The sequence below is a fragment of the Virgibacillus doumboii genome (assembly GCF_902806455.1).
Taxonomy (GTDB): Bacteria; Bacillota; Bacilli; order Bacillales; family Amphibacillaceae; genus Lentibacillus; species Lentibacillus doumboii.
The window spans coordinates 2285263-2311232 of sequence record NZ_CADCWQ010000001.1; the positions used below are offsets into that span (position 1 = coordinate 2285263).

Annotated in this window: 24 protein-coding genes and 2 pseudogenes; 9 read left to right on the forward strand and 17 right to left on the reverse strand. The window is 38.8% G+C overall.

Translation table 11 applies throughout. The features are described from left to right. Positions 1–274: 274 nt before the first annotated feature. Both G6R02_RS11180 and G6R02_RS11185 read right to left on the reverse strand, forming a co-directional pair. The gene (locus G6R02_RS11180; protein ID WP_164669340.1) at positions 275–967 is read right to left on the reverse strand and encodes an OmpA family protein; all 693 of its coding nucleotides are present in this window, start codon (positions 965–967) and stop codon (positions 275–277) included. Further along, the gene (locus tag G6R02_RS11185; RefSeq protein WP_164669341.1) at positions 957–2780 is read right to left on the reverse strand and encodes a MotA/TolQ/ExbB proton channel family protein; all 1824 of its coding nucleotides are present in this window, start codon (positions 2778–2780) and stop codon (positions 957–959) included. The genes G6R02_RS11180 and G6R02_RS11185 overlap by 11 nt, the downstream gene beginning before the upstream one ends. A gap of 292 nt (positions 2781–3072) precedes the next feature. Between G6R02_RS11185 and G6R02_RS11190 the strand changes: the two genes are divergently transcribed. Further along, positions 3073–3975 (forward strand): carbohydrate kinase family protein, encoded by a 903-nt coding sequence (locus G6R02_RS11190; protein ID WP_164669342.1) that lies wholly within the window; start codon positions 3073–3075, stop codon positions 3973–3975. 120 nt (positions 3976–4095) lie between these two features. Here G6R02_RS11190 and G6R02_RS11195 read toward each other — a convergent pair whose 3' ends face one another. The 6 genes from G6R02_RS11195 to G6R02_RS11210 form a co-directional block, all read right to left on the reverse strand. Beyond that, positions 4096–4554 (reverse strand): MFS transporter, encoded by a 459-nt coding sequence (locus G6R02_RS11195; RefSeq protein ID WP_246202549.1) that lies wholly within the window; start codon positions 4552–4554, stop codon positions 4096–4098. 247 nt (positions 4555–4801) lie between these two features. Further along, positions 4802–5569, reverse strand: coding sequence for an RNA-guided endonuclease InsQ/TnpB family protein (locus tag G6R02_RS11200; protein WP_343032929.1), 768 nt, complete (start codon positions 5567–5569; stop codon positions 4802–4804). Between the two features lie 3 nt (positions 5570–5572). Next, positions 5573–5965, reverse strand: a complete 393-nt coding sequence (locus tag G6R02_RS20350) for a helix-turn-helix domain-containing protein (protein WP_343032912.1) — start codon at positions 5963–5965, stop codon at positions 5573–5575. Between the two features lie 250 nt (positions 5966–6215). After that, entirely contained in the window at positions 6216–6419 is a 204-nt protein-coding gene (locus G6R02_RS11205; protein ID WP_164667196.1) for a hypothetical protein, read from the reverse strand. A 27-nt stretch (positions 6420–6446) separates the two neighbouring features. Next, positions 6447–6605 (reverse strand): hypothetical protein, encoded by a 159-nt coding sequence (locus G6R02_RS19945; protein WP_205520119.1) that lies wholly within the window; start codon positions 6603–6605, stop codon positions 6447–6449. 205 nt (positions 6606–6810) lie between these two features. Continuing rightward, entirely contained in the window at positions 6811–7506 is a 696-nt protein-coding gene (locus G6R02_RS11210) for an aspartate/glutamate racemase family protein (RefSeq protein WP_164669343.1), read from the reverse strand. A 276-nt stretch (positions 7507–7782) separates the two neighbouring features. On the opposite strand from G6R02_RS11210, the gene G6R02_RS11215 reads away from it, so the two are divergent. Genes G6R02_RS11215 through G6R02_RS11225 form a run of 3 tightly spaced genes read left to right on the forward strand, consistent with a single transcriptional unit; the run spans position 7783 to position 8898 of the window. Next, positions 7783–8154, forward strand: a complete 372-nt coding sequence (locus G6R02_RS11215; RefSeq protein ID WP_164669344.1) for a hypothetical protein — start codon at positions 7783–7785, stop codon at positions 8152–8154. Next, positions 8141–8665 (forward strand): RNA polymerase sigma factor, encoded by a 525-nt coding sequence (locus G6R02_RS11220; RefSeq protein WP_164669345.1) that lies wholly within the window; start codon positions 8141–8143, stop codon positions 8663–8665. The genes G6R02_RS11215 and G6R02_RS11220 overlap by 14 nt, the downstream gene beginning before the upstream one ends. After that, entirely contained in the window at positions 8662–8898 is a 237-nt protein-coding gene (locus G6R02_RS11225) for a hypothetical protein (RefSeq protein ID WP_164669346.1), read from the forward strand. The genes G6R02_RS11220 and G6R02_RS11225 overlap by 4 nt, the downstream gene beginning before the upstream one ends. Before the next feature lie 446 nt (positions 8899–9344). Here G6R02_RS11225 and G6R02_RS11230 read toward each other — a convergent pair. The 6 genes and pseudogenes from G6R02_RS11230 to G6R02_RS11255 all read right to left on the reverse strand — a co-directional run bounded on the left by G6R02_RS11230 (position 9345) and on the right by G6R02_RS11255 (position 18253). Then, positions 9345–10348 (reverse strand): annotated as a pseudogene (locus G6R02_RS11230) (DUF3231 family protein). A gap of 156 nt (positions 10349–10504) precedes the next feature. Then, positions 10505–10816 carry a DUF3784 domain-containing protein gene (locus G6R02_RS11235; protein WP_164669347.1) on the reverse strand — a complete coding sequence of 104 codons (312 nt, stop codon included), beginning with the start codon at positions 10814–10816 and terminating at the stop codon, positions 10505–10507. A 294-nt stretch (positions 10817–11110) separates the two neighbouring features. Next, positions 11111–14392 carry a helicase-related protein gene (locus G6R02_RS11240; RefSeq protein WP_164669348.1) on the reverse strand — a complete coding sequence of 1094 codons (3282 nt, stop codon included), beginning with the start codon at positions 14390–14392 and terminating at the stop codon, positions 11111–11113. Next, entirely contained in the window at positions 14389–16164 is a 1776-nt protein-coding gene (locus G6R02_RS11245; protein WP_164669349.1) for a phospholipase D family protein, read from the reverse strand. The genes G6R02_RS11240 and G6R02_RS11245 overlap by 4 nt, the downstream gene beginning before the upstream one ends. Continuing rightward, positions 16145–17353, reverse strand: a complete 1209-nt coding sequence (locus tag G6R02_RS11250) for a DUF6361 family protein (RefSeq protein ID WP_164669350.1) — start codon at positions 17351–17353, stop codon at positions 16145–16147. Before G6R02_RS11250 ends, G6R02_RS11245 begins: the two co-directional genes overlap by 20 nt. A gap of 135 nt (positions 17354–17488) precedes the next feature. Beyond that, on the reverse strand, positions 17489–18253 hold the full coding sequence (locus G6R02_RS11255; RefSeq protein WP_164669351.1) for an SDR family NAD(P)-dependent oxidoreductase: 765 nt from the start codon (positions 18251–18253) through the stop codon (positions 17489–17491). A 210-nt stretch (positions 18254–18463) separates the two neighbouring features. Between G6R02_RS11255 and G6R02_RS20090 the strand changes: the two are divergent. From G6R02_RS20090 to G6R02_RS11270, 3 genes and pseudogenes are all read left to right on the forward strand, one after another. Beyond that, a pseudogene (locus tag G6R02_RS20090) lies at positions 18464–18622 on the forward strand (SDR family NAD(P)-dependent oxidoreductase); the annotation flags it as partial. Positions 18623–18698: 76 nt separating this feature from the next. Further along, positions 18699–19130, forward strand: coding sequence for a hypothetical protein (locus G6R02_RS11265; protein WP_164669352.1), 432 nt, complete (start codon positions 18699–18701; stop codon positions 19128–19130). Positions 19131–19976: 846 nt separating this feature from the next. Continuing rightward, positions 19977–20396 (forward strand): flavoprotein, encoded by a 420-nt coding sequence (locus tag G6R02_RS11270; RefSeq protein ID WP_164669353.1) that lies wholly within the window; start codon positions 19977–19979, stop codon positions 20394–20396. A 110-nt stretch (positions 20397–20506) separates the two neighbouring features. Here the strand turns inward: G6R02_RS11270 and G6R02_RS11275 are convergent, their stop codons facing one another. Next, positions 20507–21412: a DMT family transporter gene (locus G6R02_RS11275; RefSeq protein ID WP_164669354.1), complete on the reverse strand. Its 906-nt coding sequence runs from the start codon at positions 21410–21412 to the stop codon at positions 20507–20509. A 61-nt stretch (positions 21413–21473) separates the two neighbouring features. Then, the gene (locus G6R02_RS11280) at positions 21474–22877 is read right to left on the reverse strand and encodes an amidase (RefSeq protein WP_164669355.1); all 1404 of its coding nucleotides are present in this window, start codon (positions 22875–22877) and stop codon (positions 21474–21476) included. Positions 22878–23099: 222 nt separating this feature from the next. On the opposite strand from G6R02_RS11280, the gene G6R02_RS11285 reads away from it, so the two are divergent. Beyond that, positions 23100–24287 carry a Bcr/CflA family efflux MFS transporter gene (locus tag G6R02_RS11285; protein WP_164670388.1) on the forward strand — a complete coding sequence of 396 codons (1188 nt, stop codon included), beginning with the start codon at positions 23100–23102 and terminating at the stop codon, positions 24285–24287. Between the two features lie 214 nt (positions 24288–24501). On the opposite strand, the gene G6R02_RS11290 is transcribed toward G6R02_RS11285, so the two are convergent. Beyond that, positions 24502–24642, reverse strand: coding sequence for a hypothetical protein (locus G6R02_RS11290; RefSeq protein ID WP_164669356.1), 141 nt, complete (start codon positions 24640–24642; stop codon positions 24502–24504). A gap of 528 nt (positions 24643–25170) precedes the next feature. Between G6R02_RS11290 and arr the strand changes: the two genes are divergently transcribed. Beyond that, positions 25171–25587: an NAD(+)--rifampin ADP-ribosyltransferase gene (arr, locus tag G6R02_RS11295; RefSeq protein WP_164669357.1), complete on the forward strand. Its 417-nt coding sequence runs from the start codon at positions 25171–25173 to the stop codon at positions 25585–25587. Positions 25588–25970: the final 383 nt, after the last annotated feature.

Consider the following 25970-nt stretch of genomic DNA (forward strand, 5'->3'; position numbering starts at 1 on the left):
ATTTATGAAAGGTTTCTATTCTTCATGCCTGAAATGCTGTTTGTGACATGGGCTTGATTTCAGGTTATGCTACACAAAAACTTCTTGAGCACCTTATCCAACACTAAACGCCTTTTTTCATTTGTGAACTTTAGCGTTTTTGCATAAAACTTTAGCGTTCTTGTTTTAAACTTTAGCGTTTTTACGCAAAACTTTAGCGAAAATAACATGATCTTTAGCGTTTCGCGTAAATCAGAAAACTCCATCCATCCCCGACACTTTTTCTCCCGGCAACTCACTCCGCTAAAATCTCCCGTGTTTTCTCTAAAATTTCCTCATCCTTCAACCGAAATTTAAATTCCACTCGCCGTGAAGCTTCCGCGCTGTAATCACCCGACTCATCCGTACGAAAGTCAGTATAAGATCTGCCATTTACCGTCAGCTTATCTTTCAAATGCTGTTGGATATTTTTATAAGGAAAGTCATCGCTAAGAATGTAGTCCGCGACACTGTATGCCCTTTCCTGTGAAAGCTTCAAGTTATACAGATAGCTGCCATCGCGATCTGTATGGCCTTCAATGATGATTTCGGCAATATATTCCTCGTATCCGCTTTGCAATAAAATGTCCAGGTATTTCGGAACAAATTCATCCAAAAACTGAAATGACTCCGGCTTCAGTTCGGATTCGTTATATTCGAATAGGATTTCTGTGTTGAAAATAATCGCACCTGTTTCCTCGTCCACTTCGATACCCAGGGTTGAATCACTGAATTCATCCTGCAAATCATTAACAAGTTCAGACCGAACTCCCATGATTTGGTCGATAGTCCGTTTCATCTCTTCAATTTGCAGGGACTTAATAATCATCATGGCAATAAAAATTAAGATGAAACATAACAAAATAATCGTCAGCAGGTCTGTAAAAGATGGCCAAAAATGCCCTTCGTCCTGTTCCTTTTTAAAGAGTCTCTGGTATTTAGTATCCATTTTGTCTCAACCCTGTACCATTATTTCCAGCTTGCTGGCCAAGACCATTCAGCTGCCGATTCAACCCCTGTATCTCCCTGCTGAGATCCTGCAGTGTTTGTTGGGTATAACGGGAATTTGTTTGCTGAATTTCTTCGGACAAACGCCTTAGTTCCTGGAATTCCCGCTTGATTCCATCATTTGTTTTTACCACGGAATCATTCATATTTCGGACAACCTGATCAAGCTTGTCAGCCAATTGACCCTCCAGGCCTGTCACATAGCCCGCGAGCGTATCCTTTAACACGTGAACACTTGCTTCGATCTGATTCTCCCGTTGATTAAACGAATTATTCATCTGTGAAATTGTCTTGTTTATTTCACTGATCAGCTGATTGTTCTGCAATCCCATATTTTCGTACGAACGGGAAGCATCCTGTACTTGTCGCTCAAATGCTTTCGATTCCTCAGAATGGGCTTTCAGATGTTGATTAAACGTCCGGTTAAATTCCTTCAACTCGTTAAAACGATCGGTCAACAGATACTTATACTCAGCCTGTGTTTGATTAATAACATCAAGTGCTTCAGGCAGTCCGGCAATCGATTCTCCCATTTTATCAAAGTCCTGTGAAAGATCGCTCAAACCGGAAATGATCCCAGCCAGTTTTGTGCTGAGGTCGCTTCCAAAAATCTGCTTAAATTCCTTGTTGTGCGCATCCATTTTATCAGCCAGGTCACTACTTTTCTGCGTTATTTTTTCAAATGCAGCCTGTATGGATTCCTGTCCTTCCATAATCGAAGAAATGAAGGATTTCAGCTCCACAACAGATTCCTCGAAATGATTCAATGTATCCATCTGAGCTGTCGAAACTTCCTTCACACGTTCATAGGTGTTTTCAAACGCTTTTGCCATTCGCTCATTTTTGGAATCCATCTTTTTAAAATAGGAAAACAACGAATCAAAATTATTATTCAGCCTTGTTGTGGACTCACCAAATCCATCAGTCACTTCTTTCATATGGTCAAATAATTCCTGAAAGTCCTGCAGATTGCTGGAGAGTCCATCGTTAAACTTTGCCAAATCCTCTGCCGATTGCTGCAGTCCGCTTGTATATTCCTGGAATCCGGAAAATGCATTTTCAATCCCTGTTAACGACTTTTGATTCGTTTCCTGAAGATGAAGAATGGAATGGTTAATGGTTTCTGATACTTCAATCAGGCGACCTATCCCATCCTGTTCATTTTCTTCTAACCTGGATTCCACCTTTAACATGATATCCGTAAGCATAAACTCCGTATTAAACACTTTAATAAGTACGGTCATAATCAGTGATAACCCCATGCCCGCAATACTTGTGTAAAATGCCACATCAATTCCCGACAAAACAGCAGCAACATTTTCAACCAATTGACTGCCAGTTGCATTGATACTGCCCAGAGATATAGTCAGACCAATAAATGTACCCAGCACCCCTATCAAAATAAATACGGAAACAGTCATCTGTACTATTTTAATAAGACTGACAACGGGCATGTTAAATACACGCCAACTGGAAAACTTCTCTTGCACAAAGGTTTCCGGTTTTACCGATTCTGCTTGTTGAATCCTGTCAAACTGCTCTTTAAAAGCATGCAGTGGCTCAATATCCATCCGGTCGGTGTCAGTTATGTAGTTTCTTATTTTTTTCAGCTTCATAAACAATGTAAGATGAATCAAAAGCGTGATAACAAAGGTGATGAACAACACCATAAATATCAGTTCGATCGTTGCATTTGATAATAGAGCCTCTGCTTTTTGCTCACTTGTAAAAAGTTCCAAAATGAATTGCAGCATGGTTGCCCTCCTCTAAGACCACTTTCTTTATAGGTATTCAGGGCATGGACAAATCATGAGCTTTTTTAAGTAGATGAGACAGATCCCACTTTACACACGTCCTTCTTTTCCTGGGGTAAAAGAATCAACAAACAAGTTAACTTGGGTAAAGGATGATTGGTATTTGTGGTATCATAGTTTCTGAAGTCTGATAGCAACAATTGCCGTATCTTATCGTAAAAACCATTATTTTATCGAGATTGATGAACAGGAATAGCGATTAAATAAACCGCATTCGAAAGGACACAGAAGCATGAAAAATGGTATTATCTCGTATGGAGAAGCATTTATCGATTACATAGCAAATGATCCATCAAACAGCAATTTCCAAACATACCTGGGCGGAACTACTGTAAATGTAGCTGTCGGGGTCCGGAGACTTGGTACCCCGGCATATTATCTGTGCAAAATAGGAACGGATGATGATAGCCAATTTATTACAACGAAACTGAATCCTGAACAGGTTAGTCAGGAGTTTTGCGTCGTAAACAATCATAAAAGCATATGTAAAGTTTACACCCATCTTAATGAAAACAGAGAGCGTTATTTCCATGCTTATATCGACGATACACCGGATGAGCAGCTACTGGAGACGGAACTGCATGAGGAGCTTTTCAATAAGGCAATGATTTTTTACTGCGGATCAGGAACGTTATTTCATCCGACAGCAAAAAACACAACCAAAGCAGCAATTAAAATGGCAAAAAAACATGGTACACTCGTTGCTTTCGATCCTAACATTCGGCTGAAACGGTGGCAGAATGAACAGGAATGCAGAGGGACCATTAACAGCATCCTTTCAAATGTGGATATTCTTAAAATTGCCAAAGACGAATTACTGTTTTTAATGGAAACATCTACTCTGGAAGAAGGTATCAACAAACTCGCTGACTATCAGATTCCTTATGTTTGGATCACATTAGGAGAAAAAGGTGCATTAGTCATTCATCAGGATAAAAAAATCCACGTAGCCAGTGAAAAAGTCCAAGCAATCGATACAACTGGAGCCGGGGATGCTTTTATGGCCGGAATCCTTTACTGCTTTCACGAGTATGGAACCCCCACAAACCAAGCAAAACTAACAACATATACAAAATTCGCAAATAAACTTGGTGCAAAAGTGACCACACGATTTGGTGCATTAACTGCACAGTGAACCAAATAACAAAAAATCGAGTTACAATGGTGTTCAATTTGTCAAATACAGAAGAGTCCTTACTTTAAATCCCAAGTAAGGACTTTTTGTTCAACTATCTCAAATTCACTTCCCACACAGTCATGCCGATTCCACTCCTTTAACCTCATAACGTTTATACTTAACCATAGATACAATCCCAAGAACGGGTCCAATCGCTAAAATGGCAAAGACCCATTGCCAGCCGATAACTTCCTGAATAATTAATGTAAAAGAAAAGGTGGATTTTTTAGTTGCTGCCGGTGCATCTTCCAACATAAAATGAACAATTATTGCTGCAAACAGTGCCAAAACCGAACTGCAAATAATCACCAACTGCCAATTTATTGACGAAAAAAATATTACTGCAAAATGTGGTAAAGATGTTCCCAGGGTTAACGCTGCTATTAAAATACCAACAGCAAGCCCGCGTTTTTTTGGAAACCACTGGGATAAAATTTTCACTGCTACCGGATATACTCCAGCCAGAGTCAGTCCAGTTAACACCCTTAATAACATTCCGAGAAAAGCATGATTAGTCAGTATTATTATGCCATTCAATATTGCTCCCAAAAGTGCAAAAATCTTTCGGGAATTATACGATCTGCAATCCCAAAATAAGAGCGTGAACCTCTCCAACTAATCGCTTTGCAATTTGATGGAGCATCCCAAAATACAAATGATTTATAGGATTTTCCTCCTTCCATGATCGTCGCTTTGTTCGCTATGAACCGAGTCTTACACCATCTCCAGAGGCGTTAATTATACTGTTCGGGCGGGACCTCGACCTACAGTTTATCTATAGAGTTTATGCTGTTGGGCTGAGACCCATTTGGGCCAGACCAGCGTTTTCGATGTTAAGCGCTGCATTATGATCACGGTCAAGTATGGTTCCGCAATCCTTACAAATATGGGTGCGAATGGAGAGTGACTTTTTCACATGATTACCACAGCTTGAACAGTTTTGACTGGTGTAATGGGGTTTTATTTTAACTAATACACCGCCATTTCGTTCACATTTATAGGCTATCATATTACGAAAATTACCCCACCCGGCATCATGAATGGATTTTGCCAAATGGCGGTTTTTGACCATGTTTTTGATTGTTAAGTCTTCCATGAAAACCATGCTGTAATCATTCGAAATACGAAAGCTTTGCTTGTGATGAAAATCCCTGCGTTGATTAGTCACTTTCGCATGGATTTTCTTCACTTTTTCAAGTTGCTTTTTCCAGTTTTCCGATCCTTTTGCTTTACGCGATAATTTTCGTTGCATACGTTTTAGTTTCTTTTCTTCTTTATGAAGAAACCTCGGATTAGCAATTTCCGTTCCATCAGACAAGACGGCAAACTTTTTGATGCCTACATCAATACCTGTTGTGTCAAAACGAACGTCTACAGCTTTATGGTTTACGTGTTTTTCAACACTAAAAATCGCAAACCAATGGCCTCCTTGGCGTTTAATAACGACTTGTTTAACTGTTCCATCCAATTTTCGGTGGAGATTGATCTTAATCAAACCTAATTTAGAAATGCATAAATTACCACCGTCATCAAACGAGGCAGCGTAACGAATGGTTTATGTTCTCGTCTTGCCAGTTTTCTTGTTCTTCACTTTTTGCATGCCAATTCCAAACTGTGTAAAGGTAATAGAGTTATAATCTTTGTATTTCTTTTGCTTCGGGTACCTTGCATCTCCTTTGAAAAACTTATCAAACGCTTTTTCCAGTCGAAAAAACACCTCTTGTAACGGCTGGGAGGGAACACTTTTCAAAAAGGCAAATTTCTTTTTATCCTTTGTTTGCCGTTTTTGTAAGTTGTAACGTGACAACCCTTTTTTATATTGCTTATAAAACCGTTGTTTATCCAAGAGTGCAGCGTTGTACTGCTGGCGACAGATGGATATCCAGCTATGTAGCATTTGAGTTTGCTTTTCAGTTGGGTATATTTCGTACTTGTAATTTAGAATCATCTGCCGTCACCCTTTTTCCGAACATGTGTTTGTGTTTAGTTTACATCACCTTTTACTTTTTGTAAAGTTCAGTTTATTATTTTTACAAATAATAAAAGCCATTCATCCCCCACTAAATCGGATAAGTTTTGAAGGGGAATTCTGGCTGATTTATGTTAAGTATTGAAATCGATTTCATTAAATGTGCTTACATATTTTGTTACCAGCTAACAACAAAATTGGACAAGGAGCTGCTAACTCCCTGTCCAATTCAAGGCGAATCCTCCAACGAAGGCTTCGCGCCCATATTCTTTTTCTTCTTTTTAAACCCTTTATCAAGCTGCCCGGCATTTTCAATATCTCCGGACATGCTGTATCCTTCAACTTCTACATTTCCGGTTGTTCCGTAAAGCCCCATTCCGCCAAGTTCAACATTTACGTCTTCCTTAATTTTTTTCTTCTTTTCGTCAGCCACTAGTTCACCTCAATGTCTCGAAGCGCATTATCGTTTCCGTTTATTACGCCTGTTATCCAAATTCAGAAACTCAGTGTCTTCTGCAATTTCCGCATCATTTTTATCATGTTTTGGTTCAGTATTATATTTAATAACATTTCGTTGGTTGCCTTTATCCTTATTGCGGTTTTTATTTTGTTCTGACACAAAAAAACCTCCTATTACTATCTTGGTGGTCGGTTCTGACGATTTTTAGGTTCATTTTTCAGTGCGTTCAACTCTTCTTTCTTCTTATTTTTTCTTTCCTTCTGACCTTTACCCAAATTAATCCCTCCTTTTTGAGGTAGTTTGAGCGAATCGTCAAAAAAAAATACACGGATTGAGACTCAGTTGCCCTAATCCGTGTATCTTTTTATTTAAAAACCTGATCCACCATTTTATCCACGTGAATTTCCATCGTATTCAGCAGTGCAATATCAACATCTTCATCATTTAAAATCATTGGCAGCTCCGTACAACCAAGAATCAGACCATCCAAATTTTCTTCCCTGGTCATCTTGTTAATGATTTTCAAAAAAGCTTCCTTCGTGTCCTCTTTAACAATTCCGTTTTCCAGCTCATCAACAATCCGCTGATGGATAAACTGCTGCTCTTCCTCGCTTGGCACAGCAATTTTTTTACTGCTTTCAAGAAATGGCTTTTTGAAAAAATCATGTTCCATCGTAAACTTTGTGCCGAGAAGCCCGACATTTTTAAGGCCTAACGCATCCGCTTTCCTGTACGTTTCTTCTACAATGCTGAACATCGGAACATTCACTTTTTTCTTTACTTCATCAAACACGATGTGCGGCGTATTCGCGGAAATAACCACAAAATCCGCACCGATACTCTCCAATTTCTGAGCAGCACCGCCAACGTAATCAATCAGATCATCCAGCCGATCCTCACTGATGAATTTGAATATGTTATACATGTTTATGCTGTTAATGAAGAGTTCCGGCAAATCCTGTTTACTGTTCACCCGGCCCTGGTATTTGTGAATGAATGACTGGTAATATTCCACCGTTGATTCAGGACCCAAACCACCAACAATACCTGCTCGCTTCATTATATCCCTTCCTTTTTTCTGATTATTCCACTCGGGTTACTTAATTATATGATATCACATTTAAAACTATCGGGACACTTGGATGCATGTCCCAATCATCGTCAGTAAATTACAACATTTTTATGTTAATATGAACCTAAGAGAAGAATTGCACCTAAAGTATTTGAGATAGGATAATAGCTAATTTGCATCGTACTTAAAATTAATAAATGAATGAACCTTTTTATCAATTCAATTGTATAAACAAGTAAAAGGATGAAAAGGAGTCGATCACACATGGCTTTAGGTTGGTTAATCAGTACGATTGTAGCAGCAATTCTTGGAACGGCATTCGCAACACTGATAATGACAATGAACAAAAAAGTTGTTCGAGATAATAAGGGAGATATTGATTTTAGTAAGTCTGACATCTATTTCCACTGGACGAGATGGGATTACGTGATTATCATAGCTGCAGTTTACACGTTTTTATGTATATGCGGTCTTTTGTTATTTCTGCTTCGGGGAGATAATATTGACAGTCCCTTGATTCAATTTTTTATTCATCAAACGTTTGTGTTTTCATTAATTACATTTATCTGGTTCATAACCAGAATTGCGTTTGTTTTTAAAGGGATAAAAGAGCGGTGGTCCGATGAATTTAAATAAAGAGGTTGCATCCGCAGATTTTGAAAAGCGAGATGACCATTCAATAGAAGAATTATTTGTTACTTATAAAGCGCCAATTTATCAGTTTGTCTATCGATATTGCCAGGATGAACAGTTAAGTATTGATATCGTACAGGATACATTTGTCAGATTTCATAAATATCAGGAACACTTTGATGAGGAAAAGTCCAGTATCAAAACCTATTTGTTCCGTATGGCATACCAGCTTATGATAAATAGACTAAAAAAGCGTACCCGAATGAAAAAAAAACTGCCTTTTTTATATATGCAAAACGAGCAACAGGTATTATCACACGAAGATAAACTATCGATTCAGGCAGTAATCCAGCAGCTCCCGGATGAACAGCGTGCAGTTATTCTATTAACGTATTATCACGATCTGAAGCAAAAGGATATTTCTGAAATTCTTAAGATCCCGGTAGGTACCGTGAAGTCACGACTTCATGTTTCACTAAAAAAATTAAGAGTATTACTGGAGGGTAACGAATGAGAAAAAAAGAGATTCCTGATGAATTGCAGAACAGGTTAGAGGAATTTCACGTGGAAGTACCGGAAATTCCAGCAAAAAAAAGTAAGCTGGAACGACTGGCAAACTGGATTTATGCACCGGCAAAGGATCCACTGGAAATATTGGCTATTCAAGGAAATTCCATCACCCGGGTTGCATTTTACCCACTGATTTTATTACTTGCTTTGTTTTTTACACCTATTTTCTTTATTTGATTTGTACGTCCCTTATCCCAATTTAAAATTGAAACGTAAATACAGGTGAAAACGTAATACTATCAGAAGAACTGTTTTGGAGGTGATTCATTATCTTTTGGATTCTCATTGCAATAGTTGTTATCCTGGGAATTTCCGGATTTTTCAGGGGAAAACGTTTTGACAACGAAACAGATGAACAGATTAGAAACAGACAACGAATGCAGACTCGAAATTGGTGGTGAATTTTCAACATAAGAATAGGCTTTGTGTACGTTTTTTTAATATCGGACACATTTATTATTTTGCTGAGTTTGTAAGGAAGGCTTATTCTCAGGAAAAGATCTAAACCTCAAACCCGAATGTCCTCACAAGAAGTTACAGCAATTTTATATATAACGGATCCAGTTTCTCCAATAACAGTTTTAAATTAAAATAATACCCCCATAGTGAGGGTATTTTGGAAATCACTTATCTTTAGCAATCTTTTTCCTGTCCGGAGCCAATGGCGGTTCCTCCAACCAATTATTTTTAGTCATTAAATTAAACCATTCCTTTGTGATCATCAGATTTTTCAAAATGATACTCTCATACGTTGTCACTAGGTCCACTCGCATGGCAGACGCAAGACCTGAGCCGTGGTAAGCCTGTGAAGACTGTAATAAAAAACCAATATGATAAAGCATTAATTTATCCGAAAAAGGAGATTCTTGTGAAGTGGTTACTTCGGATTCCCAGGACATAGGTACTGGAAGATTATCTCCATGTAATAATTTAGTTAATGCTTGTATTTGTTGGTCGGATGATTTTTGTGTGCTCTTTAAAAATTTCCTTACTTCCTTTGATTGTGTTACTTGACTAAACCCGATAGAAAGTGACTTTTCCATTATTTTCTTTTTTATATTAAGTGAGAGAGCAATAATTTCGGTTGAAGATAAAGGGCGTTTGTCCCCAAAAAACCATCAATAAATTTCTGTCCGGAAACAAAATCAACATGATCTTCAGGGTAAAAATAAGGATCTCTTTGAAAATGCCCTTTTTCCAGCAACAATTCAGTGGTTCGATGGTACATGCTCATCCCATCTTTACTGCACGAATCATAGAAGTGTCTTAGGTCTTTTCTTACTGATGAACTGAGTGATGTGGAATGACCTAACATACCATGCAACGTCATAATGTGTAAATAATGCAAGCAGAAGATGTCAGAAAATAACCTTTTGGCGTCTTTATTAATGTCTGTTTCATTAAAACCAATCGGAATTGGGAAACCATCCTTTTCAATGAACTGTTCTATTTGATGTTTTTGTGTATCAAATATTCTGATTGCGTCTTCAAAAAGTAATTTTATATTCTCATCTTCTATAATGGACAACATATATTTATTGACAATATCAGTGGCGGTTCCATTTATATATTCTCCCCACAATGTTCCTATTTCAGCAGATGTGAGCTTTATATCTTCTTTATCCACATAATCACCTCAACCTAATGTTTCCCAAGTATGAGTATTTTATAGGTATTTGTTCAATGTTGGGAGCTTTAGGTTCTTCGTATTCCTAAAGGAAAAGCAAAGGATGAATTCCACAAAATTTCCTATAAAAGGGAACAAGAAATTGAGATGAAGATATTATTGTTTTTTAAACCTGTTTCCCGTATTAACATATACAAGTATAAATACGACAATCGCTATAAACAAAATCATCCCAACTGTAAAGAGCCAGCCAATTTCAAATGCTTCGCTGAGCACCCAAAATACCATGGCAAAAGACAGGATAAACATCATTTTCCCCATGAACTTGCATAATGCTTCCACATCATATTTTGCTTTTTCTTCCTTTGGCAGCGTGTTAAACCCTGCTATTAAAAAGGACCCTTTACCGTTTAAGAGGAAGATTCCGAACACAACAAATAATGCAATGATAATGAGTGTTACTGTCATTTTCTCTGCTCCCTTAAATGATAATATTTAGTAAAAAGGGGAAGGACACGTTGGTACTGCTCCTTCTCCCATGTATATACAAGACTACATAACTTCTATCGCCACAAAAAAGACAACCATAATCACCGCAAGGACAACAAAAATGCCGAGTGTTTGCTTCATGATTGATTTACCTCCTCTTTGTATCAATTTCACCAAAATACACGTATTACAAGCCATTACCCAATTCAAATGAAGAGAAACCATTTCACTTGCCGAAAGTACCTTTCTCCAACTCAAAAAAATCAAATAAGTTTAAGTGTTATGCGTTACCTTTTTCTGTTTCGCATATGGGCTCAAGTTCATAAATAAATCCTTCAACTGTTCTTCTTCAACATTATTGTCCAGTAAATGCTCCAGCAGATCCTCCTGACGCGCCTGGCCAAGACTAAGCCTGTAAAGTGCTAATATTTTCATCAGCCGGTTATACTTTGCCCCATCTCTGCTGAGTGGATACAGCGGGAAAATCCGCTCAATATCAACGTCTTTCGTTCCTGGAAACGACCAGAATGGGACAAGTTCTGATGTATGTTCATCTCTTTCCTTTTCATTTGCGACAGTGAACATTTCCTGCCAAATATCTTCATTAAATGAAATATCCCCATACTTGTTTGCAATGTTTTTTCGAATGGCGTGACATTTGTATCGATTGATTCGGCCATCCCGCTGCTCCAGATCGATTGGATTGGACGGAAGATTCCAATGCATTATTTTTCGGCAATAGTAATGAAAGTCCAGTCCTTCCTGCCCTATCGAAGTGGTCGCTAAAACAAACGGACGAAAAGGCGAATTAAATGCCAGTCGGATATTTTCTTTACGGTTTTTCGTGTTATCCTCATTTCGAGTATCATAAAATCCCACCGCATAATTGGTGCGCATTCGAATATACTTTTCCTTGTTCCCGCTAAAATCTGATACCCGGTTCTTAAAGGTGCGGTACGTATCAACATTGTAGCTCGCCGTATGGTTTTGCAGTGCATTTCTCATTACTTCCACTAGATGCAAATCCCGTTTATGACTTTCCAGCTTTTTGAGACCGCCTTCCTCCAGAAGCATGTGGGCATATTCATCCAGCATAGCCTGAAAGTTGCCGTCCACATTATATTTCAGTACATTCTTCCAATGTCCACGCGAGTCCTTTTTACCGTACTGCAATTCAACAATCGACGTCGCTTCCTGTGTATTGAATCGGTCTAAAACCGTTCTTCCCAATTGGATCGCGGCAGGTATAGCATCAACATTTTGATCCTCAAACAGCCTGATTGCACAAATTGCTGGTGATCCCAGCACCATCGTTGTTAATACATCCAGTAAGTCATCCGGCTGTCGTCCAAGAACCGGTCGCTGATTATTTTTATAGTAGTAACGCAACACATCAAAATGCTGTGCAATTGCACCTTTCTCATCTTTCTGATCTTTTTCTCCCTCAAGCGAAAGCAGGTAGTCCTTTTCAAACCACTTCCGAACGGATTCCTCTTTTAAATCAAAAAGTAATGGGGCTATATAATACCAACGCTCATCATGGCGTCCATCATCTTCCCTAGGTACGTATGTAATCCCATTAAGCAACTTTTGCAATTCAGCTTTAATCTCTGTTTTAATTTCCTGTAAAGACATCTCTCGGTTCAATACATCAATTGGATTGAAAAGTTTTGCAAGTGTAACAGAAGGATACAGAAGTGCCAGATGATTCATGTTACCGGGTTTACCTTCCTTCATGGAAAACGTCAATCTTGGAAAAGGAAACCTTTTCCCTTTTTCCGCAAAATAATTATACGTTTTTGTCCGTTTCTTTTTCGGTGTTTTCCTGACTAATTCCCCGACTGTTTTCCGTTCAGATTCATAGGAAAGAAGCGTTGCAATTGCACGCGGCACCATTTCCCATCCGGAAAAAACAAGCACTTTGGAAAAATTGCTCTGTCCTTCATAACATCCGCCAAACTCATAATATGGCAGTGAAGGTGGAATCCACATTAATCGCTCGGCACCACCGGAAAGGGCAGCTTCTTTCAGCTTCGAAAGTCTTGCATTAGTCTCCCGTATTTCCTCGTATTTAGCAATTTTTTTCTTATCCAGCCATAACACAGGATTGTTCGTAAGCGCATAATTAGCCGGATTTCCTTTGAAGTGTCCCATTATTTTCTGCTTTAGTATGTAGCGGTCCATAAATGACATCAGGAACGGAGCAGACTTAACATATTCGACCGGCACCTTTTCTGTTAAGCCAATATCCTGTAAAAGTGCATCCATTTCGATATACGATGAAACATCGTCATTCGTTATTTTCAGTGGTTCTTTATCGACAGACCCTTCTGTAATCTCACTTGTTCCCTTTTCCATAATTCGTTCTGTTCGGGCAATTCCTTTATAAAGACTATCTTCCGCCTTCTGTTTTTTAGCAGCCAGCATTGCGAAATCCTGTGTGGAAATCTCACTTAATGCGACTGAAAAATCCTCCCACACCTTCTTGAATTTCTGCTTGTGCTCCGGATGCTTCTCAAACAGGAAATCCGTAGCCTGCATGAACTCTTTATAATGTTCATCACTGCCGGTTTCGGAAATTTCCTCCAATGTGGAATACGGTTTATACGGTGTAGCAGATAACAATAATATTTTTACATTCTTATTATCAGTCTTTGGACTGTTGAAAAATTTATTTGCAAGTATAGCTGTTTCGGTGTCCCTGTCAGCATTGATCAGCTCTGGAAAACGTTGAAATTCATCCATAATCACAAGATCCGCATCAATTAGGTCCACACTGATTTCCGCCATTACTTTACGTAATTTCTGAATTACTTTAGCCTGTCCATCTACCCGCTTACCTATATCTCCCGCTTCGTTTATTCGGTTGCATACGTCATGAAGTTCCTGCAAAAATGATGGGTCTTCCTGAAAAAAATTGTCTACTTTGTTGAGCATGGTCTGCAGGTATACACCATTACTTTTCCGATTACATTCGGCCACCCGCTGGTCAAATTCATCCCTGCGCCTATCCCAACTTTTATAAGCCGAATCGGCCATCATAATTTCCAAATCATCTATCAAAGAATTGAGGGGTTGGTATCTTCGTAAGATTGCAAAAAGCAATGCCCTTTCCGTTACACTCCCACAGCCAGCTGTCATATTAAATGAAGTCGATGGTGTCAACGGAATCAGTTGAATATAGTTCTCCTTTATTTCCGGATTAAATTCATCCTCAAAAATCTTAATATGCTGCATCGATAAACGAGTATCGGATAAACCATCCAGGGTTACACGCTGATCGATTTTCAGCTTAGTCAAATTCTGACTGGCAATATTCTGATTGGAACAAACATAAACAACTTTAAACAAATCATCGTTCTGGTCCTGATGGTATCTTGCGGTCTTGGCTATTACTCCTTTGGCAACCATTGTTTTACCTAGTCCCACCTCATCGGCCACCAACACCCTGGAGTAATCATTTGTGAAAAGTTCATGGACTCTTTCCACCGTTGCATTCTGAAAATCTTTCAGACCTGACAGTATTTCCGCTTCTTTTTGCATCAAATCAATCATTTTTTCACCTTCTTTGCCGCTTGAATAAAGGTTTGGTATAACTGGTCAAACTCCTGTGGGATAATCTTCTCATCCCTAATAATTCTAATCATATTCTCGACATCCTTGAGTTTTTCCGGTGAGCGAGCAGCCGTTGTCAGCATATTTTCATAGAGTACAGGGTCTTCACCCGAATCCTCTTCCCAATTGCCGAAGCCCGAATGTTGTCTCTCAGAATTTTCAAGGGCTGCCATTAAAAAATCATCTGCCAATAAAAATGCAACATATTTTAAAAACTTATGTGAGTTATCTATGATGGATCGAAAAATCGCTCCATCACGATCTTCTGGAATTCCGCTTGTGTTTATTTTGATGACACGTTCGACCTGTTCATCATCTTTTTCTGCTGTTATGGTATAAAAACTACCGAGTTCAAGCATACTGAGCTGTTCAAAAATTGTAATTGATTGAAGCGGCTGACTTTTCGTACTTAACAATGGACTGATAGTAAATTGAATATTATCATCAGGAATCGAGTCGAATGTGATCTTTACAGAATACTGATCTTCTTCAGCTGTTACATAAGCCTCTGATTCAACCCTGCATAATTGTTTAATCGCCTTTTGCAGCTGGTCCGTTATATTCGTATCCGCTTCATCCTCATCAGGAATTTCCTCGATTCTTTCAAACGGATTGTCATCTTCATCATCGCCAAATAAATCATCCAACAGATTTGTAATCCTGAATCCGCGTTTTTGATATTTCAGCTTCAGCAAAAATTCAACATTTCCGTTAAATGCATTTCTGGAACTATTTGCTGATCCAATATAAATATGGTGTTCATTATACTTCGACCTGGCATATAGCTTTGCATGGATATCCTGGAGTTGTGCTATTGCTTCCTCATCCGTTTCACCGCTAAGAGCTGTTTCCCCATCAATTACAGAATCCTTTAACGTATATACAACAAAGCCGTTAAATACATCCGGTGAAAGCTTATGCAATTCTGTTTTTCGGGTTATCAGCACTTTTTCCGGATGTGATAGCGATTTTTCATTTAACTCACGGACAATAGATTCACTGATAAATGGTGATATAATGATTAACTTATGGTAACTTTCAAAAAGCCCTGTATCATCTTTCCCATAGTCACCAATTCCAAGCGGGCAAAAATCAAACGCTGGAATTTGCTTTTGAACAGGATTGAAGTGTACAAACTCAAGTTCATCCATCAGCGTTTTGATTTGTTTAGTTTTCAATTCATCTGTGGAACACTGGGTGAGAAAATGTAAAAAGTCCGCTAATGGGAGATTTTTACTAGTTTTTTCTGAATCCATCGTACCCTCAAGCGCAATTGCTATATCCCAGCTCCTGTCAAACGTCATATTGCGTGTCAAAACGAGCAGCCGATATAAAAGCTCGTCCTCCTCATTTCGGTACTTGATCAGCCAAATCTTCGGGTGAAAGGACATATCATTCTCCAGGGAAACTTCAAATACACTGTTTTCCATCATTGCAAAAATTGAATTAGCATCCCGGGGAACCTTAACCTGACCTGCTTCACAGAATATCGCAAACTTATCAGCACTTCTTCTTAATCCTTCAAGTACGTATACCGGGTCATCCTTTAGTGTTCGATTCATTTCTTCAGACAGACTTAATGCCAATGGAACCCCGACTAATGCTTCTAAATCCAATGAATACGTTGTCCCTACTGCAAACTCTACTTCATAACCTGCTGGTGGAGTAAGTAAATCAGAGTAATTAAGACGGTTATCTCCCGGTTTCAGCATAATACCCCTCCAATCCGGCAAAAATATCCGCCATGATTGTTTTTGCATCCGTAAATCGATATTGCAATTTTGCACTGCCGATCCAATCACCATCTTGATATGTATACATTTTGGAGTTTTGCAACTTGGCGCGGTCTTTAGATTTAAGTTCTATTTCCCTTTTAATAATCAGCCTGTCAATCGCATTATCATCACCTGAAAGAGCGACTTCCTGCCATTCACGAAGAAACTTAATCAGTCGGAGGTTTTTTATATCAAGGCGTTGAATAACCTGCATATACGGGAAGCTTTGAAACTCATACTTAACAAACGAGCTGTTCATCCATTTCTCCCATTCTGCCACTGCTCGTTCGTTTTCCCGATTGGAAGCAATCACATTGTAGCGGATGTTTGCACCGGAGATAAATTGATTGAATTTCTTAGCTAATGTGTAATCTTCATATAATCTGCCGCTAAACAAAAATCTATCCCCCAGCGCACCAAAATCGTTTATTTTTGTTACTTCATTGAAATCCTCGTTAAGTAAATAGGAAAATAAACTATCCTTTGATCTTGACGCAGTTGTAATTTTAGTCTTTAAAAAACGCGCTTCATCATAAGTGAGATCCATGGAAACCGTATCCTTCCAATCCTGCTCCGGCAAAATACAGCGCCAAAACGTACTGGAATATTCACCATCAGAGTGACCGGAATCATGTTCCTCATCCCCAAAGATTTTTGCAGCATCCTTGTTATGCTTCATCCGAAAGACAACTTTGGCGTAGTTATCCAGCGATAGTGAAGGATGCCTGAAAATCTCAAAGGTTCGGAGGCCATTCCAGTATATATTCGCCGGCTTTCGTTTAAGCGTCTTTCCGGCACGACCGCCTATTACACCACTCTGCCCTTCTTTATTGAGTGTTTCGATTAAAGAAATCTCCTCTTCTCCCAGTTTCTCAATCATATCCTGTGGCCTTGCATAATTCTCTTTCTCTAATTCCATCAATAAATACGGGACTATTAAAAAGTACTTTGCTCTAGTCTGGATTGTCGAAGTACCCGGAAATAGAATATCGGCAAAGCCATCACGAATCAGACCAATACCAAGTTCATCCATTGCACTGGGAGCAGCTAGTGCATGTAAAACGGCCATCACCTTGTCCCTGTGTTCGCTGGAATAATCAATCCAGCCAAGTTTTAATTCATTCAATGGCAAAGCTCCTTTTGGTAGAATTTTCTATACTTTTATTGTATTACAATCGTAAACTGGATTAAAGACCTTGCTGTATCCAAAAAAAGAGACAACCCCTAAATCCGGGGTCATCCTTCATCTATCAATCTATAATTAATCTGCCTGCATTCCACCATCAGCATTATACAACGAACCATTTACGAATGATGCATTATCCGATGCAAGGAAATAAACAACCTGTGCAACTTCATCTGGTGCGCCGAATCGTCCAACAGGGATTCCCTGCTTAATCGCTTCTCCGGATGTTTCCGGTTCACCTGGCGTAATGTTGTTCTGAATATCAGCAAGCATTTGTGTATCAATCGCTGCAGGTGCAACCGCATTTACACGAATTCCATTGCCAGCAGCTTCAAGTGCAGCTGTCTTAGTAAGCCCAGCTACCCCATGTTTTGAGGCAATGTAGCCGGCCATACCTGCTGATCCGATATATGCAGCGTTCGATGCTGTGTTGACAATGCTTCCATAACCTTGTGTTTCCATGTGCCTGATTACATGTTTCAAGCCAAGGAAAACGCCAGTAACATTAATACTCAGGATTTGCTCGAATTGTTCTTTTTCCAGATCCTTAATCATCTCAAACGGACCATTGACTCCTGCGTTGTTGAAGAATACATCAATCTTCCCAAATGTATCCACTGTTTCTTTTACATAGTTCTTTACATCATCTTCATCGGTTACATTTGCTTGTACAACATGAATACGATCTTTATCAGCATTCAACCCATTTTTAGCGTTATCAAGTGCTTCCTGATTAATATCAACCAATACTACTTTTGCTCCATTGTCCAGAAAAAGCTGTGCAGTAGCTCTGCCGATTCCACCTGCACCACCAGTGATTAAAACTACCTTGTCTTTCATCACTATTCCTCCTTATTGTAAGCTACTAATATTTTGTAACTATCTAATATTCTACTCCTGCATCTGGGAATTATCAAACTATTTGCTTTTTTAGGTTTAATTACTCTATTAATGTAAAACACCTTAATTGACAAGTATTTTTAAGAGGGTTATGGTGAAAATATAATAGCTTGTTTTAACAAAGTCATTCCTTTTAAGGAGGCAGCAGCAATAAAATTACAAGATAAAGTTGCAGTTATTATCGGTGGGGTTTCAGGAATCGGTGCAGCAACAGCAAAACTTTTTGTAAAAGAAGGTGCGAAAGTAGTCCTTGTTGATTTGAATGAGGAAAAAGGAAAGTCTTTTGAACAAGAGCTGAAGAACGAACATTCAAATACTTATAAGTCAACACGGGACAGTCAATTTTCTTGTGTATTAGGCGGGCTGGTATGGTTGATTTAAATAATTGCGGCAGGAGGACGGTGAAGATGAAGTTTACTTTTCACATCTGTCGGCACATTCCCTTTATTTTTACGATCCGGCCTTTAATGTTGTCGAGTTCATCTGCAGAAATTCTAACTCCGGAACAGGAGAACCTTTTTCCCAAAAAAATATTATAAACATCAGTGAAATCAGTCTAACAGTAAATGATTCAATAAAAGCTGGGAAACAGTTAATAGATTTAGGGATAAACGAGCGTGATAATGAACCAATAAGTGCCACATCACTTAATTTCATGGGAGATAGTTCGACCGGAGTTTTTATTTTGCTAATTCAACCAGGTCGGAGATGGATATTTTCAGATAAACTTTCAGCTGTTTATCCTCTTGAAATTACATTAGAGAGTAATGATCGAATTACTTTAGATGATAATAATGAATTAATGATCTATTCATAAAATGGGGCCATTATCGGGCCCTTTTTTTATAAATAACTCAACTTTTGCACCAATAGTATAGGCTCAAACAGTTAAATTAGTTAATCTCGAAACGTTTTTAATTGTTGCCTTGACAACCTCAGTGAACATAAAAGCCTTTTGTACACAAAAGATATAATCAGCGGAACATTTTGAGTGAAAATATCCCCCCTGAGCTGTTATATGGCTGGTGTAAAGAACAAAAGAGTGCGAAAACATTGATGAAAAGTGGTTCATCGGGGTTATGAAGGACAAAAGGTAGCGAAAACATTGATGAAAAGTGGTTCATCGGGGTTATGAGAGACAAAAGGTAGTGAAAGCAATGATGAAAAGTGGTTCATCGGAGTTATGAAGGACAAATGGAGATAAAAACATCAATGAAATGTCCTTCATTAGGGAATCGAAAGGAAAAAACGGAACCTTCACTAAAATATTTTACCGTTAATTCAAAGTCAACCTTAGTAGTATATCTTTGACCTCCCTAATTCCTTCAAGGCGTATGTGTTCATTTTTACGCTGCGAAAGTGGAGTAAATAAAAAAAATGGAATTTTATGTTAAAATCGGAATGTTAGTTATTAACTACATGAAAGTGGGGACTAAGTTGAAAAGATATTTAAATAAAGATCCATTTTTAAAGTATAGTTTAATTGTAACTGGCGCGTTTATAATTACATTAATAGGATACGGTTCAGCAAAATTGTTATTTAGAATAATCAACTAGGCCAGGGGCGAAATTTGGTCACAATCAAGATGCCCCTTTTTTAGTAAATAATGCGATTGTATTTAAATGATATTACTCAGAAAAATATTTAATGGGAGGTTTTTTAATGGAAAATAAATCATTCCGCCAGTTTCTCAACAACTATTTAGATGTCTGGAGAAATTCATCTTTACCAGAATTAAAGGAGATAATTTCCAAGGACTATCAGGCAAGGGAAATTTCTGGTGGCGAGTTAGTAGATTTTGGTTACGAAGAAGCGATTATCGGATGGGAGCAAGGGTTTAAGTATGCAAAGGAAAACAACAACGAATGGGACTTAAATGAAGTTTCAATAATTCCATTACGGGATAATGAAGTTATGGCAATTCTATCGGCTACGATGGTTATAGACGGCAAGCTTTTAGATTCTGTCAGCTTATTTTTCCAGACATTTAAGCTAAATGAAGATAACGAATGGAAGTTGATTAGAAGTTACATAGAAGCAGGAGTTCCAAGTCCAAATTTAAAAGAAATACAATTCAGCTAATATAATGATTAGAAGGACATTGTGTGGGAAAATTTAGAGCATAGTAACAAACTTACCAAAAAATTAATGGAAAGACCGGCTCCACATAATGTCCTTTTCTTTTGAAATAACTATTCTGTCTCCCTTTTTCTATTCCGTACTAATTGTTCCAGTGCACCAGTACCAATAAACACACCGCACAAGATAAACAAGAACCCCATCACATGATTAACCTTAATAGACTCATTTAAAAATATGGATGCACCTGTAACCGCAAATAGCGTATTCAAATTAATAAAGATGGCAGACTCAACTGGACCAACTTTTTTAATAGCATAATTATACGTCATGTGCCCAAATGCTGTCGCAAAAATAGCACTAAATAAAAAGACAGCCAACAATTTCCAGTCAAATAAATTAGACATTTCAAGTATTCTTGCTCCAAATAATTGACTCAACAGGAATATCATTATGGATCCAAGTACTAACATATAACCAGTAGCAAGCCTTGGATCAAATGTCGGCTTTAGTTTACTAATAAGCATAAAGCTAAATCCCTGTACAACGACACCTAAAAACACAAATACATCACCCGAGGAAACAGCAGCCAAACCACTGGCACCAGCCAACGTTGTTATCACCACTCCGGTGAACCCCAAAATAAAACCCACAGTTCTCAGCAAAGATATACGCTCACGAAGCACAATAAAGGCCATCAGAACTGTTACCAGTGGCATCATCCCTAAAATCAGCCCTCCGTTGATTCCTGATGTCATTTCCAACCCGATTGCAACAAAGGAATGATGTAAAATCACATTAAAAATAGCTATGTAAAAAATCGTGAGCCACTCATGTTTGTATGGGATTCGAAATATACCCATTACATAACAAATCATCAGGACCATCATTCCTGCAGTGAAAACCCGGAATGAAGTCAGCAATATCGGATCAATGGAATTAACAAGTACTTTGATAGCTGAAACATTAAATCCCCACATGAGCATAACAAATAATAATAACATGTAAATTTTAAGCATATGGAATCTCCCTATTTTCGGCCAATCGGAACTTGCCCGGAGTTGTTAAAGGTGACAACCACTAAAGACCTTTCTCAATCTTTTCACCCAGTTGAAAAATAGCACGCTCATTTCCATTCTTACTTATGACCTGTACCCCGATTGGCATTCCATTCTCATCACTTCCAACAGGGATTGTCAATGACGGGAGTCCCCAGACATTCGCGTAAGCAATATACGGCATATATTTCAAAAACTTTTTTTTAATGGAAAAAATCTCACTAAATACTTCCCCATGTTTCAAAGCACCAGTATGATAAACAGGAAAAATAAGCAAACGATCCTCAAGATAGTCCTCCAGCCGCTCATCACCCTGTTCAATTATGGTATTAATTTCTAATAATCTATCTGGCGATGGTTTGAACATCCTGGCGCCAAGCAGTGCCCACAATAAATAGGGATGATTGTCAGTCCTTTTCATTATTTTCTCTTTTACATAGGCTTTAATGACATTCGGCCGGTCTGTGCTGAAGGCAAGTTTTTCAACTTCTTTCGCCCCATCGATGGACATGATTTCCTGCCATAACTGTGCACTGTCTTCAAAATATGGCGGAGTTGATTGTTTAACGGAAAAAGAATTTTGAAGTAACTTCTCAATTTCCTTCAGTTTCTCCACAGTTCGTTCGGACAAAGGAATGTTTTTCTGAACCGGCAAAATATCAACTTCAAAATTATTCAATGTCTGTTCAGCAGGCATTTCATTGGCTATAATCCCATACATCAACGCGATGTCCCTTACTGATTTTCCCATTGGCCCCATTCCTGACATCCGCTCCTGAAGCGGTATTTTATCAGCAGGAAAATGACCACCAGCTGGCACCTGAAATTTCCCAGGTTTAAAACCGACAACCCCATTAAAATGACTCGGAAATCGAATCGATCCACCAATGTCGGATCCGATTCCGGCGGCTGATCCACCCGCAGCGATTAACGCACCTTCTCCCCCGCTGGAACCACCTGCAGACCTTGTTACATCCCACGGGTTATTCGTCCGGCCATACAGTTTGTTATCTGTTTCCTGACAAAAACAAAGAGTTGGCGTATTGGTTTTTCCCAGGATAATGGCACCGGCTTCCCGCAGCTTTTTCACAACAACCGCATCTTCATTCATAATCAAATGTTTTCTGTTGATTAACCCGCCTGTCGTCTTCATCCCGGCAACATGAAACGCTTCTTTTACACTGATTGGCACACCATACAGCGTGCCCTTCTTCGTTTTACGGTTGTCCTTTTCCCGGGCTTCCTCCAAAGCTTCGGTAAACCGGTCTTCCACCATAGCATTAATGACCGGATTTACTTTTTTAATCTGATCGATATAAGCTGATACCGCATCATAACTTGTCATTTCACCATTTTTAATCTTTTCAGCAATTGCAGTGGCGTCAATTTCCAATACGGATTCAGGTGCATAAGTGTTAACAGTCATTTTGTTCAACCTCCCCCATTCGCCTTAATTTTCTTAAAACTACTATAACACATAACAAGATATCAAAACGGTTTGGTTATGAACCAATGTAAAAATGAGAACCCGTACATTTTGATCACCTTCTTCAAATCCATTTACTTAACAATACACGGCAACCCACTTATAATGAATTAAGTTAGGGGGTTGTGTCCTATTAACCAACAAGAACAAAAACATGAATCCATACTTCATAACCCAACAGGAAAAAGACGCTTCGGGCTTGCTATGCTACTGGGTTTGCTCGCTATTATGGGGCCGCTTAACATTGATATGTATTTGCCGAGTTTCCCCGGAATTGCTAATGATTTAGGTACGAGTCCCTCACTTGTGCAAGTCAGCCTGACAGCTTGTTTGCTGGGACTTGCTATTGGTCAAGTTATCATTGGCCCCATCAGTGATGCTCGCGGAAGAAAGAAGCCTTTATTGATATCTATTTCGCTATTCGTGGCATCATCACTTTTCTGTGCAATGGCACCGAACATTACTGTCCTGATTGCAGCACGGTTTTTGCAGGGCTTCACTGCCTCAGCAGGTGTTGTGCTTTCCCGTGCAGTTGTACGTGATGTGTTCAGCGGCAGGGAGCTTACAAAATTCTTTTCACTTCTAATGGTCATCAATGCGGTTGCACCAATGATTGCCCCCATGTCAGGCGGAGCAATCCTGCTTTTGCCCTTTGCAAGCTGGCATACGATTTTCTTTTTTCTAGGAATACTGGGAATCCTGATTGTTATAGTTGTTGCCATGAAACTTAAGGAAACCTTACCACCCGACAAGCGGATGCCCAGTTCGATCGGAGCCTCTGTCCGGACAATGGGTAGTTTACTGAAGGATCGTTCGTTTATTGGCTATGCAGTAATCGTCGGATTTGTACACGGTGGGAGTTTTGCATATGTATCCGGTACCCCGTTTATTTATCAGGAAATCTATGGGGTCTCACCTCAAGTCTTCAGTGTATTATTTGGCATAAATGGACTGGCCATTATTACGGGCAGTTTCATCATTGGACGTTTTGGCGGCATCATCCATGAAAGAAATTTACTGAAGGCAGCGGTCATTATTGCAGTAAGTGCAACGTCAATACTGCTAATCATGACCATTATTGAAGGGCCATTAGTCATCATTGTAATACTGATTTTCATTTACATGACCACCATGGGAATGACCATAACGAGTACCTTTACACTCGGAATGGCGCAACAGGGGCATCGTGCGGGGAGTGCGAGTGCTGTCCTGGGTATGCTGCCGCTTTTGCTTGGGGCTCTGTTCTCACCCTTAGCTGGCATTAATGAATCATCCGCCGTGCCAATGGGCGTCATATTATTCAGCACTTCCCTGACCGGTTGCATTGCTTTCTTCAAACTAACGAAATAAGCTTAGAAAAGACAGTCACTGGAGTACCCATAAGAACCACCAGCCGAACGCCAAAATCAGAAATAGATGATTTTTGTGATTATGAAGGGTAATCCGATTGATATTAAAACAAAAACGTGCGCTGTTCTTATTCAGGAATGGCGCCCGTTCTCCGTAAGTACAACGGAAGGCATCCGCTTAATCTATAGCGAATGCCGGGTTTTCTAATAACTCATTATCTAAAAATATCTAACTCAGATAATGTATTTTTTAAATGTATAGAATCCCAAGGTAAAAACTCTACCACAGTTAGTCCAACAACATCGTTTTCTTTAAAAATCCCTGTTAGTATATTTAACAATTCTTCAGGTGTCATTTTTCCTGACTCTGAAGGAAATTCAGTAACTCCTGGCTCGGAGAAGTATAAGGATCTAAATAATGTGGGGTCTAAAACATCTAAATCAAGATTCTGCAGCGCTTAAAGCATCAGCCCTCTCCATTTACTAACATTATGGAGCTCAATCCCTTCAGCCAGTTGGCTTTCGGCCCGCCACCTAACTGTCTACGCTTAAAGATTAAAGTTACCTTTAACCCTCCAAGACTCGCTACGAGTGAATGGCTAGTTCTTACTCGACGGGAATCCCACCCGTTATATGATACGACCTATGCTCAGCCGCACAAGCGCCCGATAGCTTAATCACTTTTTAAATACAAAACCATATGTCATCCCCGCAACCAAAATTGTTGATTGCTAATTAAAACCTAAATACAGGTAATTAAGTTCGATATTATTCTCTCTACTTACATTATACTATTATTTATAAATTATTTATAGACTACTCTTTCTAAAATTCTCATACTATACTGTTATATACAAATCTAAAAATATGAGAGGTGTATCCGTATGAATGACAATAAAGATGTTTTAGATAATGGTCCTTTTTTTCATGGTACTAAAGCAGAACTAAAAATTGGAGATTTATTAAAAGCCCAACACTTATCAAATTACCAAGACAAAAAATCCAACCATATATATTTTACTGCAACATTAGATGCTGCTAAATGGGGTGCTGAATTAGCAACATCTAAATCAAAAGAAAGAATTTATATTGTAGAACCATTAGGTGATTTTGAAAATGATCCGAACGTAACTGACAAAAGATTCCCTGGAAATCCAACACGTTCTTACAGGTCTAAATCTCCTTTAAAAATAGTAGCTGAATTAAGTTCGTGGGAAAGACATTCCGTTGAAGAAATAAATCATATGCTTACATCTTTAAAAAAGTTACGTGAACAAGGAAAAGCTGTAATATACGATTAATCCTTACAATCTATAAAGTTATGACTTAAGAAAACCAAAAAGAGGCTGGGACAAAAGTGTTTTATCAAAAACAGAAACCGAACATAGTGGAAATGGTGTATAAAACCGCTCCGGGAATATACTTCGCTTTCCGGGGGCGGCTGGTGAGCCTCCGAAGCGCTTACGCACTTCGTAGTCTCACCGATGCCTTTCCTCCCCCAGGAGTCTACGTATATTCCCTCCACTGTTCCCATACATTGTTCGTCTTTTGTGAACACTTTTTTGATATGTCCCAGCCTCTTTCAAGAAACTGGCCTAATGCAATATTGGCGCTTTCCCTTATTAGTGAAATGTGCCCAATTCTGGAACAAGTAATTTTTTTGCAACTGGAATTTTGCAACAAT